This is a genomic window from Micromonospora sp. NPDC049139 (genome assembly GCF_055586845.1).
Map to the genome: position 1 here is coordinate 1 of NZ_JBVJHK010000003.1, position 19352 is coordinate 19352.

At 76.2% G+C, this 19352-nt stretch carries 5 protein-coding genes; all 5 read left to right on the forward strand.

What is annotated here, in order from left to right; genetic code table 11:
• Positions 1-21 precede the first annotated feature (21 nt).
• From ACZ6Q9_RS06830 to ACZ6Q9_RS06850, 5 genes are read left to right on the forward strand one after another with little or no spacing between them, the layout of a single operon-like run.
• Entirely contained in the window at positions 22-1914 is a 1893-nt protein-coding gene (locus tag ACZ6Q9_RS06830; protein ID WP_396828438.1) for an acyltransferase domain-containing protein, read from the forward strand.
• Complete coding sequence (locus ACZ6Q9_RS06835) at positions 1911-7937, forward strand: amino acid adenylation domain-containing protein (protein ID WP_396828413.1); 6027 nt, start codon at positions 1911-1913, stop codon at positions 7935-7937. The genes ACZ6Q9_RS06830 and ACZ6Q9_RS06835 overlap by 4 nt, the downstream gene beginning before the upstream one ends.
• A gap of 11 nt (positions 7938-7948) precedes the next feature.
• Positions 7949-15025 (forward strand): SDR family NAD(P)-dependent oxidoreductase, encoded by a 7077-nt coding sequence (locus tag ACZ6Q9_RS06840; RefSeq protein WP_396828411.1) that lies wholly within the window; start codon positions 7949-7951, stop codon positions 15023-15025.
• Positions 15022-18234 (forward strand): amino acid adenylation domain-containing protein, encoded by a 3213-nt coding sequence (locus tag ACZ6Q9_RS06845; protein ID WP_396828409.1) that lies wholly within the window; start codon positions 15022-15024, stop codon positions 18232-18234. The genes ACZ6Q9_RS06840 and ACZ6Q9_RS06845 overlap by 4 nt, the downstream gene beginning before the upstream one ends.
• Positions 18197-19351, forward strand: a complete 1155-nt coding sequence (locus tag ACZ6Q9_RS06850; protein ID WP_393451500.1) for a hypothetical protein — start codon at positions 18197-18199, stop codon at positions 19349-19351. The genes ACZ6Q9_RS06845 and ACZ6Q9_RS06850 overlap by 38 nt, the downstream gene beginning before the upstream one ends.
• Position 19352 lies beyond the last annotated feature (1 nt).

Sequence of the window (19352 nt, forward strand, 5' to 3'; positions counted from 1 at the left end):
TTGGAGTCGTCTCCGTTTTTTGTGAATGGTGAGTTGGTGTCGTGGCCGGTGGTGGGGGTGCGTCGGGCCGGGGTGTCGGCGTTGGGTGTTGGTGGGACGAATGCGCATGTGGTGTTGGAGCAGCCGCCTGCGGTGAGTGCTGCTGGTGGTGGGGTGCGGGGTTGGCAGGTGGTGGTGGTGTCGGGGCGGACGCCGTCGGCGTTGGTGGAGGTGGGTCGTCGGGTCGGTGGGGTGCTCGCTTCCGGTGGCGTGGGGTTGGCTGATGTGGCGTACACGTTGCAGGTGGGTCGTCGGCATTTCGAGCGGCGGCGGGCGGTGGTCTGCCGCGACGCCACCCAGGCCGCGGCCGCGCTGACCGCGCCCCCGACCGGCACCGTCGACTTCCGGCCCGGCCGCAAGGTCGCCTTCCTCTTCCCCGGCGGCGGCAGCCAGTACCTCGGCATGGGCCGCCAGCTCTACGCCACCGAGCCGGTCTTCGCCGAGCACCTGGACCGCTGCGCCGACCTGGCCCTCGCCCGGCTCGGTTTCGACCTGCGCGACGTGGTCCGCGCCCCCGACGGCGACCGCGCCGTCCAGGAGTTCCTCGGCACGTCCGCCGGGGTCACCACCGCGCTGTTCGCGGTGGAGTACGCCTTGGCCGTGCTCTGGCAGTCGTGGGGCGTGCGCCCGGACGCGATGCTCGGGCACAGCAGCGGCGAGTACGTGGCCGCCTGCCTGGCCGGCGTCTTCGACCTCGCCGACGCCATCGACACCGTGGCCCTGCGCGGCCAGCTCATCGACCGGCTGCCCGGCGGCGCCATGCTCGCCGTCTCGCTGCCCGAGGAGGAGCTGGCCGCCCGGCTGGGGCCGGAACTCTCCATCGCCGCGGTGAACGCCCCCGGTCAGTGCACCGTCTCCGGCCTGGTGGAGCCGGTGCAGGAGCTGGCCGACCGGCTCGCCGCCGACGGGGTGGACTTCCGCCGGCTGCACGTGCAGACCCTCGGCCACTCGGTGGCCATGGAGCCGGTGCTCGACGAGTTCCGCGCCCACGTCGCCGGCCTCACCCTGCGCGAGCCGTCGCTGTCGTACGTCTCCAACGTCACCGGCACCTGGATCACCCCGGCCGAGGCCACCGACCCCGACTACTGGGTGCGGCACCTGCGCGGCACCGTCCGCTTCGCCGACGGGGTGCGGACCCTGCTCGCCGGCTCCGCCGACCGGATGCTGGTCGAGGTCGGCCCCGGCACGGTGCTCGGCGCGCTGGTGGGGGCGAACGGCGACGGCGCGGCCCCGCCGGTCCTGCCGTCCGTCCGCCACCCCCGCGACTCGCAGCCCGACCAGGCGTTCCTGCTGGCGACCCTGGCCCGGCTCTGGGAGTCCGGCGTGGACGTCGACTGGGAGTCCTTCGCGGCCGGCCAGCCATGCCGCCGGGTGTCCCTGCCGACCTACCCGTTCGAGCGCCGCCGCTACTGGATCGACGTGCCGGAGGACGGCCCCGTGCCGGTGCAGGACGACTCGGTCGCCCTGCGTCGGGCGCCGGAGCCGGTGGACGCCGGCCCGACCAGCCTCGACGTGGATCTCGGCAGCACCCTGCACCAGCGCCCCCACCTGACCACCGAGTACGTCGAGCCCCGCGACGACCTGGAGGAGTCCATCGCCGCCGCCTGGCGCGAGCTGCTCGGCTTCGAGACCGTCGGCGTGCACGACAACTTCTTCGCCCTCGGCGGCAGCTCCCTGCTGACCACCCGCCTGGTCACCCGGCTGCGGGAACGCTTCTCGGTGGACCTGCCGCTGGAGGAGCTGTTCAAGGCGCACACCGTCGCCGCCCAGGCCACCATCATCCGCGCCCTCCAGGACGCGGACCCCGCCCCCGGGCCGGACGGCGCCCCCGCGCCCGGGGCGGACCGCGCCGAGTCGGACGGGGCCGCGCGATGACCGTCGACGAGCAGCGCGGGGCGCGCCCCGCCCAGGCGTTGTCCCCGGCCAAGCAGGCGCTGTTGGCGGCCTGGTCCAAGGGGCGGCGCGGCAACCGCGACGAGATCCCCCGCCGGGGCGACGGCGGCCCCGCCCCGCTCTCCTTCTCCCAGCAGCGCCTCTGGTTCCTCGAACGCATGGTGCCGGACAGCCCGGCGTACAACACGCCGATGGCGGTCGAGCTGCGCGGGCCGCTGGACGTGGCGGCGCTGCGGGACAGCGTGCAGCGCATCGTCGACCGGCACGAGGCGCTGCGCACCACCATCCGGGAGGCCGACGGCGAGCCGGTGCAGGTGGTCTCGCCGCCCGCGGCCGTCGACCTGCCGGTGACCGACCTGACCGGGCTGAGCGAGGCCGAGCGCGACGAGCGCGTACGCCAGGCCCTCCAGGAGGAGGCCCGGCGGACCTTCGTGCTCGCGGTCGGGCCGCTGGTCCGGTTCGGGCTGTTCCGGCTCGCCCCGGACCGGCACGTCTTCCTGGTCAACTGGAGCCACCTGATCGCCGACGGCTGGTCGGGACGGGTGTTCTCCCGGGAGCTGGCCGAGTGCTACTCCGCGCTGGTCAGCGGCGGCACGCCCCGGCTGCCCGAGCTGAAGCTCCAGTACGCCGACTACGCGGTCTGGCAGCGGGCCCAGATGTCCGGGCCGACGCTGGCCCGGCAGGTGCGCTACTGGCGGGACCGCCTCGCCGGGATCCCGGCGCTGCTGGAGCTGCCCACCGACCGGCCCCGGCCCACCGTGCAGAGCTTCCGCGGCGACACCCTCCGGTTCACCGTCGACGAGCGGCTCACCGGGCGGCTGCGCGCGCTCTGCGCCGGCACCGACAGCACGCTGTTCATGGCGCTGCTCGCCGCCTTCACGGTGGTGCTCTCCCGCTGGTCGGGGCAGCCCGACGTGGTCGTCGGCACGCCCGTGGCCAACCGCAACCGCCCCGAGCTGGAGGACCTGTTCGGCTTCTTCGCCAACACCCTCGCGCTGCGCACCACGGTCACCGGCGACCCGACCTTCCGGCAGTTGCTGGCCCGGGTCGGCGCCGACGTGTCGGCCGACTTCGCCCACCAGGACCTGCCGTTCGAGAAGCTCGTCGACGAGCTGCAACCCGAGCGCAGCACCAGCCACAACCCGGTGTTCCAGGTGATGCTCGCGCTGAACAACACCCCGCCACCCCGGGTAGACCTGACCGCCGACACCCAGCTCGTCGGGCTGGTCGAGGGCGACACCGGGTCGGCGAAGTTCGACCTGTGGCTGTCCCTGGCGGACGCCGGGGACACGCTGCCCGGCGGGCTGGAGTACGCCACCGACCTGTTCGACCGGGACACCGTCGAGCGGTTCCTGGCCAGCCTGCTGCGCCTGCTCGACCAGGTCTGCGCCGACCCCGACGCCCCGCTGTCCCGGCTGGAGTTGACCGACGACGAGGAGCGCGACCGGGTCCTGCGGGCGTGGAACGACACCACCGCCCCGGAACCCGCGCCGCGCGTCCTGCACGAGCTGATCGCCGAGCAGGTCCGGCGCACCCCCGGGAACGTCGCCGTCCGGCTCGACGACCGGTCGCTGACCTACGCCGAGCTGGACCGCCGCGGCAACCGGCTGGCCCACCGGCTGCGGCGGCACGGGGTGGGGCCGGACAGCCGGGTCGCCGTCTGCCTCGACCGCTCGCCGGAACTCCTGGTGGCGCTGCTGGGCGTGCTCAAGGCCGGCGGCTGCTACGTGCCGCTGGACCCGGAGCACCCGCCCGCGCGGCTGGCGTACCTGCTCGCCGACTGCGGCGCGGAGATCGTGCTGACCGGCGACGGCGGGCGGGACGTGCTGCCCGCCGACGCGCCGCCGACGATCGACCTGCACCGCGACGACTGCGCCGAGGAGCCCGAGCAGGCCCCGCCCAGCGGGGTCACCGAGGACGACCTGACGTACGTCATCTACACCTCCGGCTCCACCGGGATGCCGAAGGGGGTGATGAACAGCCACCGCGCCGTGGTGAACCGGCTGCGCTGGATGCAGCGCCGCTTCGAGCTGACCGCCGGCGAGGCGGTGCTGCAGAAGACCCCCGCCAGCTTCGACGTCTCGGTGTGGGAGTTCTTCTGGCCGCTGCTGGTCGGCGCGACCGTCACCATGGCCCGCCCCGACGGGCACCGCGACCCCGGCTACCTGGTCGACCTGATCAACGACCAGCGGATCACCACCGTCCACTTCGTACCGTCGATGCTCCGGCTCTTCCTCGACGAACCTCGCTCGGCCACCTGCACGGGGCTGCGCCGGGTGGTGTGCAGCGGCGAGGCGCTGCCCCGCGACCTGGTCCGCCGCCTCCAGGAGCGGCTGCCCGCCCGGCTCGACAACCTGTACGGCCCGACCGAGGCCGCCGTGGACGTCACCGCCTACCGGTGCCCACCGGGGGAGGACGCCACCGACGTGTCGATCGGCGCCCCCGTCGACAACACCAGCGTCTACGTGCTGGACCCGGCCGGCCGGCCGGTGCCGGTCGGCGTGCCCGGCGAGCTGTGCATCGGTGGCATCCAGGTGGCCCGCGGCTACCAGGGCCGGCCCGCGCTGACCGCCGAGCGGTTCGTCCCCGACCCGTTCACCGACCGCCCCGGCGCCCGGATGTACCGCACCGGCGACATCGTCCGGTGGCGGCCCGGGGGCACCCTGTCCTACCTCGGTCGGGAGGACCTCCAGGTCAAGCTCGGGGGGATCCGCTTCGAGCTGGGCGAGATCGAGGCGGCCCTGCGGGAGCATCCCACCGTCCGGGACGCGGTGGTCACCGTGCGCCGCGACGCCGCCAGCGGGGAGGCCGGCGAGGGCCAGCTCGTGGCGTACGTGGTGCCCCGCTCCGGGGAGCAGCCGGAACCGGCCGCGCCGGTGACCCCGGACGAGCCCCCGGCGACCGGCGACGTCGACGGCACCGTGCACCAGTGGGCGCGGGTCTTCGACGAGGCGTACACCGAGCCGGAGACGGCCGACGCGGCGGACAGCAACTTCTCCAGCTGGAACAGCAGCTACACCGGCGACCCGATCCCCGCGGACGAGATGCGGCGGTGGGTCGACGAGACCGTCGCCCTGGCCCTGGCGGAGCCGCCCGGCCGGGTCCTGGAGGTGGGCTGCGGGCTCGGGCTGCTCCTGCTGCGCATCGCGCCGCACGCCGCGTCGTACCACGGCACCGACATCTCCCGGTTCGCGCTCGGCCAGGTCCGCGCCGAGGTCCGGGCCCGCGGCCTGGCGGGCGTGACCCTCGACGAACGGGCCGCGCACGAGCTGGCGGACCTGCCCGCCGGGTCCTTCGACACCGTGCTGCTGAACTCGGTCGTGCAGTACTTCCCGGACGCCGACTACCTGCGGCAGGTGCTGGCGGAGGCCCGCCGGCTGGTCGCCCCGGGCGGCCGGATCGTCGTCGGCGACGTCCGCAGCCTGCCCCTGCTGGCCGACTTCCACCGCTCGGTGGAACTGCACCGGGCTGACCCGGACGCCGACCCGGCGGTGGTGCTCGCCCGGGCGGCCGCCCGGACGTGGCAGGAGGAGGAGCTGGCGCTGGACCCGGCGCTGTTCACCGGCCTCGGCGACACCCTGCCCGGCGTCGCCGCCGTCGAGGTGCGGCTCAAGCGCGGCGGCTACGACAACGAGCTGAGCCGGTTCCGCTACGACGTGGTCGTCCGCGTCGCCGCCGACCCGGCGGCGGACGGCCCGGCCGCACCGGAGCCGGCCGCCGACCCCCTCGGCTGGGAGGGCGACCTGGCCGGCCGGCTGCGCGACCGGCTCCGGGAGGAGGCGGTGGTCGCCGTGACCGGGATACCCAACGGCCGGCTCCGCGAGATCGCCGTCCTGCGGGCCGGCGACGGCGCCTGCCGGACGGTGGGCGAGCTGCGCGCCCGGGTCGACCGGGAGCCGCCCGGCGTCGACCCCGACGAGCTGTACCGGCTCGCCGACGAGCTGGGCGTGGACGTCGTCGTCGCCCCGTCGGCCGCCGACCCGACCCGGATCGACGCCCTGTTCCACCGCGCCGACGTGCGCCCGTCGTGGCCGCCGGCGCCCCCGGCGCGCGGCGGCGCGCTCGCGAACTGGCCCCGCCAGGCCCGGCTGATGGGCGAACTCGGCCCGCGCTGGCGGGCGCACCTGAAGGACCGGATCCCGCGCTACGCCGTGCCGGCCGTGTTCGTCCCGGTGCCCGGCATCCCGCTGAGCCTCAACGGCAAGGTGGACTGGTCGGACCTGCCGGCGCCGCCGCCGGTGGCGGCCCGGGACCGGGGAGCGCACGTCCCGCCGGCCGACGGCACCGAACAGCTCGTCGCCGACATCTGGGCGTCCGTCCTCGGCCTGGAACGGGTGAGCGCCACCGCCAACTACTTCGAGCTGGGCGGCGACTCGATCCGGGGCATCCGGGTGATGGCCCGGGCCAACGGGGCCGGCCTGCCGCTCGTGCCCCGCGACCTCTTCGCGCACCCGACGGTGGCGGAACTCGCGGCGGTCGCCGACGCCCGACTCGCCGAGGGCGGCACCGTCGACGGGCCCGCCCCGGAGTCGCCGGGCGACTGGGGGCTGTCGGAGCGCGACCGGGCCCACCGGGAGCGGCTGCTGGCCGACGCCGACGTGGCTGAGGTCTTCCCGCTGGCCCCGTACCAGGCGCACATGCTGCGCCGGCTCGTCGCCGACCCGCGTCCCGGCGAGTTCCTGGTGCAACGCGTCGACACCCTGCGCGGCCCCATCGACGTGGACCTGCTGCGCCGCTGCTGGGCGGGGCTGGCCCGCCGGTACGCCCTGCTGCGGACCATGTTCGTCTGGGCCGACCTGGACGAGCCGCTCCAGGTGGTGCGGCGCGACGTCGAGCTGCCCTCCCGGTACGAGGACTGGACCGGGCTCACCGCCACCGAGCAGGACGGGGCGCTGGCCCGGTTCCTCCGCGAGGACCAGGCGGTGGGCTGCGCCCCCGACGACCCCGCCGGCATCCGGCTCTTCCTGGCCAAGGTCGAGGAGGACGCCTACCGGACGGTGTTCAGCTTCAGCTACCTGCGGATGGAGGGCTGGAGCCTCAGCGTCTTCCTCAGCGACGTCATCGGCGAATACCACCGCCTGCTCGCCGGCGAGACCCCGCAGGCCGGCACGGACGTGCCGTTCAGCCGCTACGTCGACTGGCTGCGCCGGCGCGGCGTACCGGCCGACACGCCGGCGTTCTGGCGGGACATGTTCGCCGGCGGGTGGTCGCCCACCCTGCTGGCCGCGTCCGCCCCCGACAACCGGGCCGGGGACCGGCACGGCTACGCCCGGCAGCACATGCAGGTGGACGCGCGCGTCACCGAGGCGCTACGGGACACCGCGCAGCGGCTGCGGATGCCCCCGAACACGCTGGTCCAGGCCGCCTGGGCGGCGTTGCTCGCCCGTTATGCCGGCCGCGACGAGGCCACCCTGGGGGTCTTCTTCAACGGCCGCCCCGCCGACCTGCCGGGTGTCGAGGACCTGACCGGGCCGACGATGAACGTGCTGCCGATGCGGGTGCGGCTGCCCGCGCCGGACCAGCCCGTCGTCGACCTGCTGTCGCACGTGATGACCGTCGGCGCCGACGCCGCCCACCACCAGTACGTGGCGCCGGAGCGGGTGGCGCAGTGGGCCGGCTGGCCGGCGGACGAGCCGATGTTCGACGCGTACCTGGTCTTCCAGAACCTCGACCCCACCCTGTTCGGCTCCACCGAGCGGGTCCCGACGTTCTTCAGCCGGCTGGCCGAGCCGTTCCGGCTCGACGTGATGCCGGGGGTGGAGCTGGGACTGATCCTGTCGTACCACCGGGACCTGCTGACCGACGAGGCCGCCGGCCGGGTGCTCGACGACCTCGTGGCGACGCTCGCGGCGATCACCGCCGACCCGTACCGGCCGGTCGCCGAGGTGCTCCGGCCGCCCGCGCCGCCCGCCGCCGCGAAGGTGCTGCTGGTGGAGGGTGAGCTGGGCGGCCACCAGATCAAGGACACGCCGTTCCCCGTCCCGGCGGCGGTGGAACCACGGTGACGGAGGTGCCCATGTCCTGGATGGTGCCGATCGGCGCCGCCGACGCCGACGCGCTGCGCCGCCGGGCCGCCGAGGCCGCGGACCGGCTGGCCGCCGGGGCGGAGCCGACCGCGCAGGGCGCCCCGGCGGGCGCGGCGCACCGGCTGGTCGCCACCGGAGGGGACCGGGCGGCGCTGGTGGCCGCGCTGCGCTCCGCCGCCGCCGGGGAACCCACCGACGGGGTACGCACGGCCACCGGCACCGACGCCCCGCGCCTGGCGATGGTGTTCTCCGGTGAGGGCACCCAGTGGCCCGGCATGGGCGACGGGCTGTCCGGATGCGCCCCGTACGCGGACGCCCTGGACCGGTGCGACGCGGCCGTGCGCGCGCTCGGCGGCTGGTCCGTCACCGAGGAGATCCGCCGGCCGGCCGGGGCGAGCCGGCTCACCGAGACCGCCGTCGCCCAGCCGGCGATCGTCGCGGTGGAGATCGGCCTGCTCGCGCTGCTGGACAGCCTCGGCGTACGACCCGACGTGGTGATCGGGCACAGCCTCGGCGAGATCACCGCCGCGTACGCCGCCGGGGCGCTGGGCGTCGAGGACGCCATGGCGGTCGCGTACCACCAGGGCCGGATGTTGCAGCGGGCGACCGGCGGCGGCGGGATGCTCGCCGTCGGCCTCTCCGCCGAGCAGGCCACCCGGCTGCTCGCCGACCTGCCCGCCGGGCTGTCGCTGGCGGCGGTCAACGGCCCGGCGAGCGTGGTGCTCTCCGGGGAGCGGTCCGCCCTGGACGCCGCCGTGGCGCGGCTGGCCGCGGACCGCGTGTTCCACCGCGACCTCGGCATCAACTACGCCTTCCACAGCCCCCAGATGGAGCCGTTCACCGGGGAACTGGTGGCGGACCTGCGGCCGCTGCTGCGCAACGGCCCCACCACCACCGACATGGTCTCCACCGTCCACGGCGACCTGGTCGGCGGCGACCGGCTGGGCGCGGAGCACTGGGGGATGCTGTCCCGCCGGCCGGTGCGTTTCCTCGACGCGGTGGCCCGCGCCGACGCCGCCGTCCACCTGGAGATCAGCCCCACCCCGGTGCTGCGCACCGCGCTGCTGCAGTGCCTGGGCGGACGGCCCGGCACCACCGTGCTGGGCTCGCTGCGCCCCGACCGGGACGCCGCCGAGGCGGTCCACGCGCTGGCCGCCGACCTCTACCTCGCCGGCCTGCCCGTGGCCTGGGACGCGCTGCCGGCCGTGACCCGGACCGCCGGCACCCCGGCCGCGGAGCCGGAGCGGGTGTCCGTCGGGTCGTCGGTCGTCGACCGGCTCCGCGCCGGCAGCCCGGCCGGGCTCGGCCACCGGGTCCGGGAGTACGTCGTCGACCGCGCGGCGGAGGTGCTGGGCCGCCACCGCTCCGAGATCCCCGCCGACGCGGGACTGTTCGCCCTCGGCTTCGACTCGCTGACCGCCGTCCGCCTCGCCGAGCGGCTCGCCGCCGAGCTGCGTCCGCACGTCCCGGTGGGGCCGACGGTGGCGTTCGACCACCCGACCGTCGCCGACCTCGCCGCCCACCTCACCGCCCGGCTCGGCGGCGGCGACGGGGACCGGCCGGCGACCGGGCCGGCGGCGACCTCGGGCCGGACGGGCCCGGTACCCGCCGCCGACGAGCCGATCGCCGTCGTCGGCATGGCCTGCCGGGTGCCCGGCGCCGACGGCCCGGACGAGTTCTGGCGGCTGCTGCGCGACGGCGTCGACGCCACCGCCCCGGTGCCCCGCGACCGCTGGGACGTCGACGCGCTGCACGGCGACGACCCCCTCGAACCGGGCACCATCTACGCCCACCGCGGCGGATTCCTGCCCACCGTGGACACCTTCGACGCCGACTTCTTCGGCATCTCCGCCGTGGAGGCGGAGAGCATGGACCCCCAGCAGCGGCTCCTGCTGGAGGTGGCCTGGGAGGCGCTGGAGCACGCCGGGATGCCGGCGGACCGGCTGCGCGGCACGCGCAGCGGCGTGTTCGCCGGCCTGTCCATCGACGACTACAAGGGACTCCAGATCGCCGATCCGGCCCGGATCGACGGCTACACCGGCACCGGGAACCTCTTCTGCGTGGCGGCCGGGCGGCTGTCGTACGTGCTCGGGCTGCGTGGGCCGTCGATGGCGGTCGACACCGGCTGCTCGTCGTCACTGGTCACCGTGCACCTGGCCGCCCAGGCGCTGCGGGCCGGCGAGTGCGACCTGGCGCTGGCCGGCGGCGCGCACCTGATGCTCGCCCCGGACATCACCCTGTTCCTCTGCCGGGCCGGCGCGCTCGCCCCGGACGGCCGGTGCAAGACCTTCGACGCGGCGGCGGACGGCTACTCCCGGGGCGAGGGCGCCGGGATGGTGGTGCTCAAGCGGCTCTCCGACGCGATCGCCGACGGCGACGACATCCACGCCGTGCTCGCCGGGTCCGCCGTCAACCACGACGGCGCCAGCAGCGGCCTGACCGTGCCGAACGGCACCGCCCAGCAGGAACTGCTGACCGACGCGCTCCGCGCTGCCGGCCTCGCCCCGGCCGACGTCGGCTACCTGGAGGCGCACGGCACCGGCACCCCGCTCGGCGACCCGATCGAGCTGCGCGCCGCCGCGGACGTGCTCGGCCGCAACCGGCGCGAACCGCTGGTGGTCGGCTCGGTGAAGACGAACATCGGTCACCTGGAGGCGGCGGCCGGGGTGGTCGGCCTGATCAAGACGGTGCTGGCGCTGCGGCACCGGTGGATCCCCGCGCACCTGAACTTCCGCACCCCCAACCCCCGCCTGCCCTGGGACGACCTGCCCCTGTCGGTGGCCACCACCGGCCGACCCTGGCCGGAGGGCCCGGACGGCCGGCCCCGCGTCGCCGGGGTCAGCTCGTTCGGCATCGGCGGCACCAACGCCCACGTGCTGCTGGCCGAGCACCGCCCCACGGCGGAGCCGGCGGGCGGAGACGAGGGCGACGGAGAGGGCGGCGACGGAGTGCTGCTGCCGCTGTCCGCCGGGTCGCCCGCCGCGCTGCGGGCCCTCGCCGGCCGCTACGCCGCCCACCTCGACCGGCACCCGGAACTCCCCGCGCCGGCCGTCTGCGCCGCCGCCGCCCGGTTCCGCGCCCCGCTGCGGCACCGCCTGGCCGTCACCGGCGCGGACCGGGAGGAGTTGCGTCACCACCTCGACCGGTACGCCCGGGGCCAGGCGGACGGCCTCGTCGAGGGCGAGGTCCGCGCCGCCCCCCGGACCGCGTTCCTCTTCCCCGGCCAGGGCTGCCAGTACCCGGGCATGGGCCGGGCGCTGTACGACACCGAGCCGGTGTTCCGCGCCGCCCTGCGCGAGTGCGCCGACATTCTCGGCGAGCACCTGGGCGACGACCTGGTCCGGGTGCTCCACGACGGCGGTGAGCTGCTGCACCGCACCGGCTGGACCCAGCCGGCCGTGGTCGCCGTCGAGTACGCCCTGGCCCAGCTCTGGGGCTCCTGGGGCCTGGAGCCGGCGGTCGTCCTCGGCCACAGCGTCGGCGAGTACGCCGCGGCGTGCGTGGCGGGCGTGCTGCCGCTGGACGAGGCGCTCCGGCTGGTGGCCGTACGGGCCCGCCTGATGGACGCGCTGCCCGCCGGCGGCCGGATGCTCGCCGTCGCGGCGGACGGGGCGGCCACGGAGGCCGTGCTGGCCCGGCACCCCGAGGTGTCCGTGGCGGCGTACAACGGCCCGGCCGAGACCGTCGTGTCGGGCCCGGCCGGCGCCGTCGAGAGCGTGGCGCGGGCCCTGGACGAGGCCGGTGTCCGGCACCGCGACCTGCGGGTGTCGCACGCGTTCCACTCGGCGCTGATGGACCCGGTCCTGGCCGAACTCGCCGCCGAGGCGGCCCGGGTCCGGCCCGCCGAGCCGCGCGTGGACGTGGTCTCCACGGTGACCGGGCGGCTGCTCGACGGGCCGATGGACGCCGACTACTGGTGCCGCAACGCCCGCGAGCCGGTGCGCTTCGCCGAGGCGGTGGGCCGCCTCGGCGAGCTGGGCTGCGGCCTGGTGCTGGAGCTGGGCCCCGACCCGGTGCTGGGCACGCTCGCCCGGCGCGGGGCGCTCGTGCCCCGGGGCGCCCGGTGGGTGCCGGCGATGCGCCGGGGGCGTGGCGACCGCGCCGTGGCCCGGGACGCCCTCGGCGCCGCCTTCTGCGTGGGCGCGCCGGTGGCCTGGGAGCGGGTGCACCCGGACGCCCGGCGGGTGCCGCTGCCGACGTACCCGTTCCAGCGGCGCCGCTTCTGGCGCGACACCCGCCTCGGGGTGGCCCGGTCCGCCGACACCGGCCCGCTCGGGGAGCGGCTGCGCTCACCCGCCCTCACCGGCAGCGTCTTCGAGCAGGTCGTCGGCCCCGAGCTGCCGGAGCGGCTGACCGACCACGGCCTCTTCGGCGCCACCGTCGTCTCGGCCGCCAACCACCTCGCCGCGATCCTCGCCGCGACCGCCGCCGACGGGGAACCGACCGCCGAGGTCACCGACGTGGCCTTCCCCGAGCCGCTCACCCTGACCGCCGGCGAACAGGCCCGGGTGCAGGTGCTGCTCGGTGCGCCGGACGGCCCCGGGCGGACCGCCGAGGTGGTCAGCGCGACCGGGACCGACCCGGGGCGCTGGCGGGTGCACGCCACCGGCACCGTGCGGCCGGCCGGCCCGGCGCCGGCCGAACCCGCCCGTCCCCGCGACACCGCCGGCGCCGAGGTGGTGGACCTGGAGGACCGGATGCGGGCCGCCGGCTACCGGCTGGGCCCCCGCTACCGGTGGCTGGAGTCGGTCGTGCGGCACGGCGACGAGGTCGACGCCACGCTGCGTCGCCCGCGCGTCGTGCCGCCGTCCACGCGACCGGAACCCGGCCTGCTCGACTCCTGCCTGCGCCTGGTCCTGGCCCTCGCACCGCAGGCCCTGGCGACCGACGGACGCGGGCTGGCCGTCCCGGTCGGCGTCGACCGGCTCGCCTGGTACGCACCCGGGCAGACGGCCGCCGGGGACGACGACGACCTCACCTGCCGGGCCCGGCTGCGGTCGGCCACCCCCGACGGCGACGACCTCGTCCTCGACGTCACCCTGCGTGCCGCCGGCCGGGTCCGCCTGGTCGTCGACGGACTGCGGCTGCGCCGGGTCCGCCGGGACGCGCTGCTGCGCGGGGCCGAGAACGGCGACCGGCTGCGCCACCGGATCGACTGGCGTCCCGCCGACCCGGCCCCGGAACGCCCCACCGACACCACCGGCGGCTGGCTGCTCCTCGCCGACGACGGGGGCGTCGCCGACCGGGTCGCGGCGGCCGTACGCGACGGCGGCGGGACCTGCCGGTCGGTCGGGTTGGCGACGGTCGCCGACCACCCCGGCGGGTTGCCCGCCCTGCTGGCGGAGCCGGAACCGGAGCCGCTGCGCGGTGTCGCCCTGCTGTGGCCCCTCGACGACGGGCCCGGGGTGCCGGGCGGCGCCGGGGCGCTGCACGAGCGGCAGGTTCACGGCGCGCACGCCGCGCTGCACCTGCTGCACGCCCTGGCCGACCGGCATCCGACGGCCCGGCTGGTGCTCGTCACCCGCGGCTGCCAGCAGACCGACGACACCGGGCCGGTCGACCCCACCCACGCCGCCGTGTGGGGGCTGGGGCGGGTGGCGATGACCGAGCGGCCGGACGCCGACGTGGTCCTGGTCGACCTGTCGCCCGAGGGCGACCCGGTCGCGGACGCCGCTGCCGTGCTCGCCGCGCTGACCGCCCCCGCCCCGCCGCCGCAGCAGGCCGTTCGCCCGACGGGGACGCTGGTGCCCCGGCTCCTGCCGGCACCGGCGGACGGTCCGGAGACCCTGCCCGTGCACCCCGACGGCGGCTACCTCGTCACCGGCGGCACCGGCGGCCTCGGCCGCCGGGTCGCGGCCTGGCTGCTCGACCGGGGCGCGGGCCGGGTGTGGCTGTTGTCCCGGGGCGCCACGACCGACGAGGGCGGGGAGCCCCTCCCGACCGGGGACGACCGGGTGCGGACCCTGGTCTGCGACGTCACCGACCCGGTCGCGCTGGACCTGGCGGTGGCCGAGGCGCGGCGCGCCGGCCCGCCGCTGCGGGGCGTGGTGCACGCCGCCGGCGGCCTCGACGACGCCCCGCTCGGCGCGCAGACGCCCGACCGCCTCGACGTCCCGCTCCGGCCGAAGCTGGCCGCCGCGCACCTGCACCTCGCCACCCTCCACGACGAGCTCGACTTCTTCGTGCTGTTCTCCTCGCTGGCCGGGGTGGTCGGCACCGCGGGCCAGGCCGGGTACGCCGCCGGCAACGCCTTCCTCGACGCCCTCGCCGGCCATCGGCGCGCCCTCGGCCTGCCGGCGGTCAGCATCGCCTGGGGCCCGTGGGCGGAGACCGGGATGGCGGCCCGGCTGGGATCCCGCGAGCGGGACCGGCTGGCCGCGTTCGGCCTGCACCCCCTCGACCCGGCCGCCGGGCTGGACGTGCTGGCCCGGTCCGCGTCCGGGCCGCCGTGCCTGGTGGTCGCGGACGCCGACTGGTCCCGGCTCGCCGGGCACCTGCCGGAGCGGTGGCGGCCGGGCCTCTACGCCGAGCTGGTCGACGCCATTCCGACGGCGACCCGGGCCGCCGGGCCGGGATCGGGCCGTCCCCACCGGGCGCCGGAGAGCCCGCGCGAGCAGATCCTCGCCGAGATCTGGGCGGAGATCTTCCGGGTCGACCGGGTCGGCGTCACCGACAACTTCTTCGACCTCGGGGGCGACTCGATCCTCAGCCTCCGGCTGGTCGGGGCCGCCCGCCGGGCGGGCCTGCGCATCGCCGAGGCCGACGTCTTCGCCCACCCGACCGTCCGGGACCTCGCCGCCGTCGCCACCGACGACCGGGAAGCCGAGGAGCGGGAGGCCGGCGACCGGGGAGGCGGCGGGCGCGTGGACGCCGACGCCGCGCCGGGCGGGGAGCGGGCGTCGGCCGGGACAGGCCGCCGCACCCCGCCCGACCTGGCCGCCTTCGCCGACGCCGAGCTGGACGCGAGCGACCTGACCGCGCTGGCCGCGCAACTGGCCGGGGCGAGTTCCGGCCGCCCGAACGGACGCCCCACCGCACCCGAGACGCTGAGGAAGGACCAGTCGTGACCGTTCCCGGAGTCGACAACATCTACCGGTTGTCGTACATGCAGGAAGGGCTGCTGTCGCACAGCCTCGCCGACCCCCGGGCGGCCTTCTACGTCGACCAGGTCGAGTACCGGCTGCACGGGCCGGTCGACCCGGACCTGCTGCTCGCGGCGTGGCAGGCGCTCACGCAGCGGCACGCGGTGCTGCGCACGTCGTTCCACTGGGAGGACATCAAGCAGCCCGTCCAGGTGGTCCGGGACCACGTCGAGGTGCCCATGGAGACCCTCGACTGGCGGGACGTGCCCGCCGCGGACCTGCCGGCGCGGCTGGAGGAGCGGCTGCGTGCCGACCGGCTCCAGGGGTTCGACGTCCAGCAGCCGCCGCTGGTCCGGCTGACCCTGATCCGCACCGGCGAGGAGGACTACACGTTCGTCCTGCGCTACCACCACCTGCTGCTGGACGCGTGGTCGGCGCTGATGGTGCTCGACGAGGCGTTCGCCAACTACGACACCCTGGCCGGCGGGCGGCCCCTGGAAACCCGGCCGGCGACCTCCTTCCACGAGTACGTCGGCTGGGTGCGGGCCCAGGACCTCGACGCGGCCGGGCAGGCGTGGCGGGAGGCGCTGCGCGGCGTCACCGACTCGACCACCCCGGCGTGGATCCGCCCGCCGGACGGCAGCGCCCCGGAGCCGTCCGGTCGGGACAACCCGGAGCAGGTGCTGCACGTGCCGGCGGAGACCGTGGCGGCCCTGCGCGAGCTGGGCCGCCGCCGGGAGGTCACCCTCGGTTCGTTGCTGCAGACCTGCTGGGCGCTGGTCCTGCGGGCGCACAGCGGGCGCGACGACGTCGTGTTCGGGGGCACGCTGTCCAGCCGCCCGTCGGACGTGCCGGGGGTGGAACAGACCGCCGGCCTGTTCATCAACACGCTGCCGGTGCGGGTCCGCTTCGACCCGGCCCGCTCCGTCCTCGCCACGGCCGTCGCCCTGCAACACGAGCAGGCAACGTTGCGCCGGTACGACTTCAGCCCGCTGGAGCAGGTGCAGCGGTGGAGCGAGGTGCCCCCGGGCCTGCCCCTGTTCGACACCATCATGACGGTGCTCAACCTGCCGGGGGTGGGCGTGCTGCACCGGCGCAGCGGCGCGGTCGAGATCCGCGACGGGCAGTACCGCTACCGGACCAACTATCCGCTGTCGGTGCTGGTGATCCCCGAGGGCGAGCGGCTGGCCGTCCGGGTCGGCTACGACCCCCGTCGGGTCGGCCACGACGCCGTCGCCCGGCTGCTCGGGCACCTCGCGACGGTGGTCGACACCGTGGCGACGCGGCCGGACACGCCGGTGCGCGACGTGGACGTGCTGACCGACGCCGAGCGCGCCCTGGTGGCCGGCTGGAGCGGGACGTCCGCGCCGTACCCGGACGGGACGACCGTGCACGGGCTCGTCGAGGAGCAGGCCGACCTGGGCGGCGAGCGGGTCGCGCTGCGGGCCGGCGGCGAGTCGGTCACCTACGGGGAACTGGACCGCCGGGCCAACCAGCTCGGCCGGCACCTGCGCGGCCTGGGCGTGCGCCCGGACACGCCGGTCGGGCTGTGCCTGGGGCGTACCCCGGAACTGGTCGTGGCGATGCTCGCCGTGCTCAAGGCGGGCGGCTACTTCGTCGCGCTGGACCCCGACCACCCGCCGGCCCGGCTGGCCGACATCCTCGCCGACGCCGGCGTCGCGGTGGTGGTCAGCGACCGGCACCACCGCGCCGGCCTGCCGCGCGCCGGGGTGGAGACCGTCCTGCTGGACGCGCACCGCAACCGGTACGCCGACCTGCCCGACGACCGGCTGCCCGCCTCGGTCGGTCCCGACGACCTGGCCTACTCCATCTACACCTCGGGGTCGACCGGCCGGCCCAAGGGCGTGCTCGTGCCGCACCGGGGGCTGTGCAACGTGATCGCGGCCCAGCGCGCGCTCTTCGGGCTGGGCCCGGACGACCGGGTGCTGCAGTGGGCGTCGCCGACGTTCGACGCGTCGGTCTTCGATGTGGCCATGGCCCTCGGCGCGGGCGCCACCCTGCACCTCGCCCCGGCCGAGCGGGTGGCGCCGGGGCCGGACCTGCGGGACCTGCTCGCCACGGAGCGGATCACCGCGCTGACCATCACCCCGTCGGCCCTGGCGGCCGTGCCGGTCGCGGCCCTGCCGGAACTGCGCACCCTCGTCCTCGCCGGTGAGTCGCTGCCCGCTTCGCTGGTGCGGCAGTGGCGCACCCCGGGGCGCCGGGTCTTCAACGCGTACGGCCCGACGGAGGCGACGATCTGGGTCTCGGTGCACGAGTGCGGCCCCGAGGACGAGGCCCCGCCCATCGGCCGGCCGATCCCGAACGTCACGGTCCGGGTGCTGGACGCCTCGGGCCGCCCGGTCGGCGTCGGCATCCCCGGCGAGCTGCACGTGGGTGGCGTCGGACTGGCCCGGGGGTACGCCGGGCGCCCCGAGTTGACCACGCAGCGGTTCGTGCCGGACCCGTTCGGCCCGCCCGGTGCCCGCCTCTACCGCACCGGCGACCTGGTGCGTTGGACCGAGGACGGTGCGCTGCGCTTCCTCGGCCGCACCGACCAGCAGGTCAAGGTACGCGGCCTGCGGATCGAGACCGGCGAGGTGGAGGCGGTGCTGCGCCGGCACGACGACGTGGCCGAGTGCGCGGTGGTGGCCCGCGCCTCGGACGGCTCGGACGGCACGCCGGACACCCTGGTGGCGTACGTGGTGCCGGCCGGCGCGGCGCGGGTGGACGCGGAGAAGCTGCTCGCGCACTGCGCGCAGGTGCTCCCGGAGTACATGCTGCCCGGTGCCGTCGTGCCGCTCGACCGGCTGCCGCTGACCAGCAGCGGGAAGCTCGACGTGCGCGCCCTGCCGTCGCCGCGCGACCTGGCCGGGGAGCAGGAGGCGCAGGCCGAGATGACGGTCACCGAGCAGGCCGTGGCGACGCTCTGGGGCCAGGTGCTCCAGGTAAAGGGTCTCGGCCCGGACGGTGACTTCTTCGCGCTCGGCGGGACCTCGATCAAGGCCACCCAGGTGGTGTCGCGGGCCCGCCGGGCGTGGCAGGTCGACCTGCCGATCCGCAGCGTGTTCGAGAACCGCACGGTGACGGCGTTCGCCGCCGCCGTGGAACAGGCACTGGCCGCCCAGATGGATGACGACGATCAGGAGGTGCAGGATGGCGACGACCAAGGCGTGGGTGCTGCATGCCACTGACCCGGGGAGCGAGCTGACCCGGGGACAGCTGACGCTGGAGCAGATCCCGGTGCGCCGGCCCGAGGAGGGCGAGGTCCTCGTCGAGCCGCTGGTGGGCTGCTGGGAAGCCAACATGGAGCACGCGATCTCCCGGCACCCGGTGGACGTGGCGCGGCAGCGGGGCGACGACAAGATCGTTCTCGGCACCTGCGGCGTGGTCCGGGTGCTCGCGGCCGGCCCCGGCGTGCGGGGCCTGCGCGAGGGCCAGGAGTGCCTGTGGATCCCGTTCGGGGTGATCGACCGCAACGGCTACGCCGAGCGGATCTGCGCGTACGACGCCCCCGGCTCGCCGGGGCTGCTGTGCGGGCGGTTCGTCACGGAGGCGCGGCTGCTGGTGCCCCTGCCGGAGCAGAGCCGCCACCCGATCGAGCGCTGGGCGCCGTTCGCCCGGTACTTCACCGCCTGGGACAACTGGCGGGTGGCCCGGCGCTGCTGGGAGGCGCAGGTCGACGACCACTGGGACGAGCCGCCGCTGGTCCTCGGCTGGGGCGGCGGCGTGGTCTGGGCGCAGCTGGAGCTGGCCCGCCGGGACGGCTTCCGCACGGCCATGGTGTCCGGCCGCGACACCCGGCTGGCCGCGATCGCCGCCTCCGGCGCCGCCCCGATCGACCGCCGCGAGTTCCCGGACCTGGACTACGACGTGGCGAAGGCCTCCGGCGACCCGGACGCGCTGGACCGGCACAAGGATTCCAAGCGGCGCTTCGTCGAGCGGGTGATGGAGCTCAGCGGCGGCCAGGGCGTCTCCATCTTCCTGGACAACATGGGCGGTGGGCTGCACCGGGTGACGTTGCAGTCGCTGGCCCGCGAGAGCGTGCTCGCCACCGTCGGTTGGAAGCACGGCATGCGGCTGTCGAACCTGCGGGCGGTGGAGTGCATCGGCCGGCACATCCACGTGCACACCCACGCCTGGCGGTTCCAGGACTGCGCGCGGATCCGGGACGTGCAGGAGAGCACCGGCTGGTTGCCCGAGATCAACGAGCCGGTGGCCTCCTTCGACGCCATCCCGCAGTTGGCCGACGCCTACTCCCGGGACGCCTTCGACAGCTATTTCCCGCTGTACGAGGTCGTCCCCCGGTGAG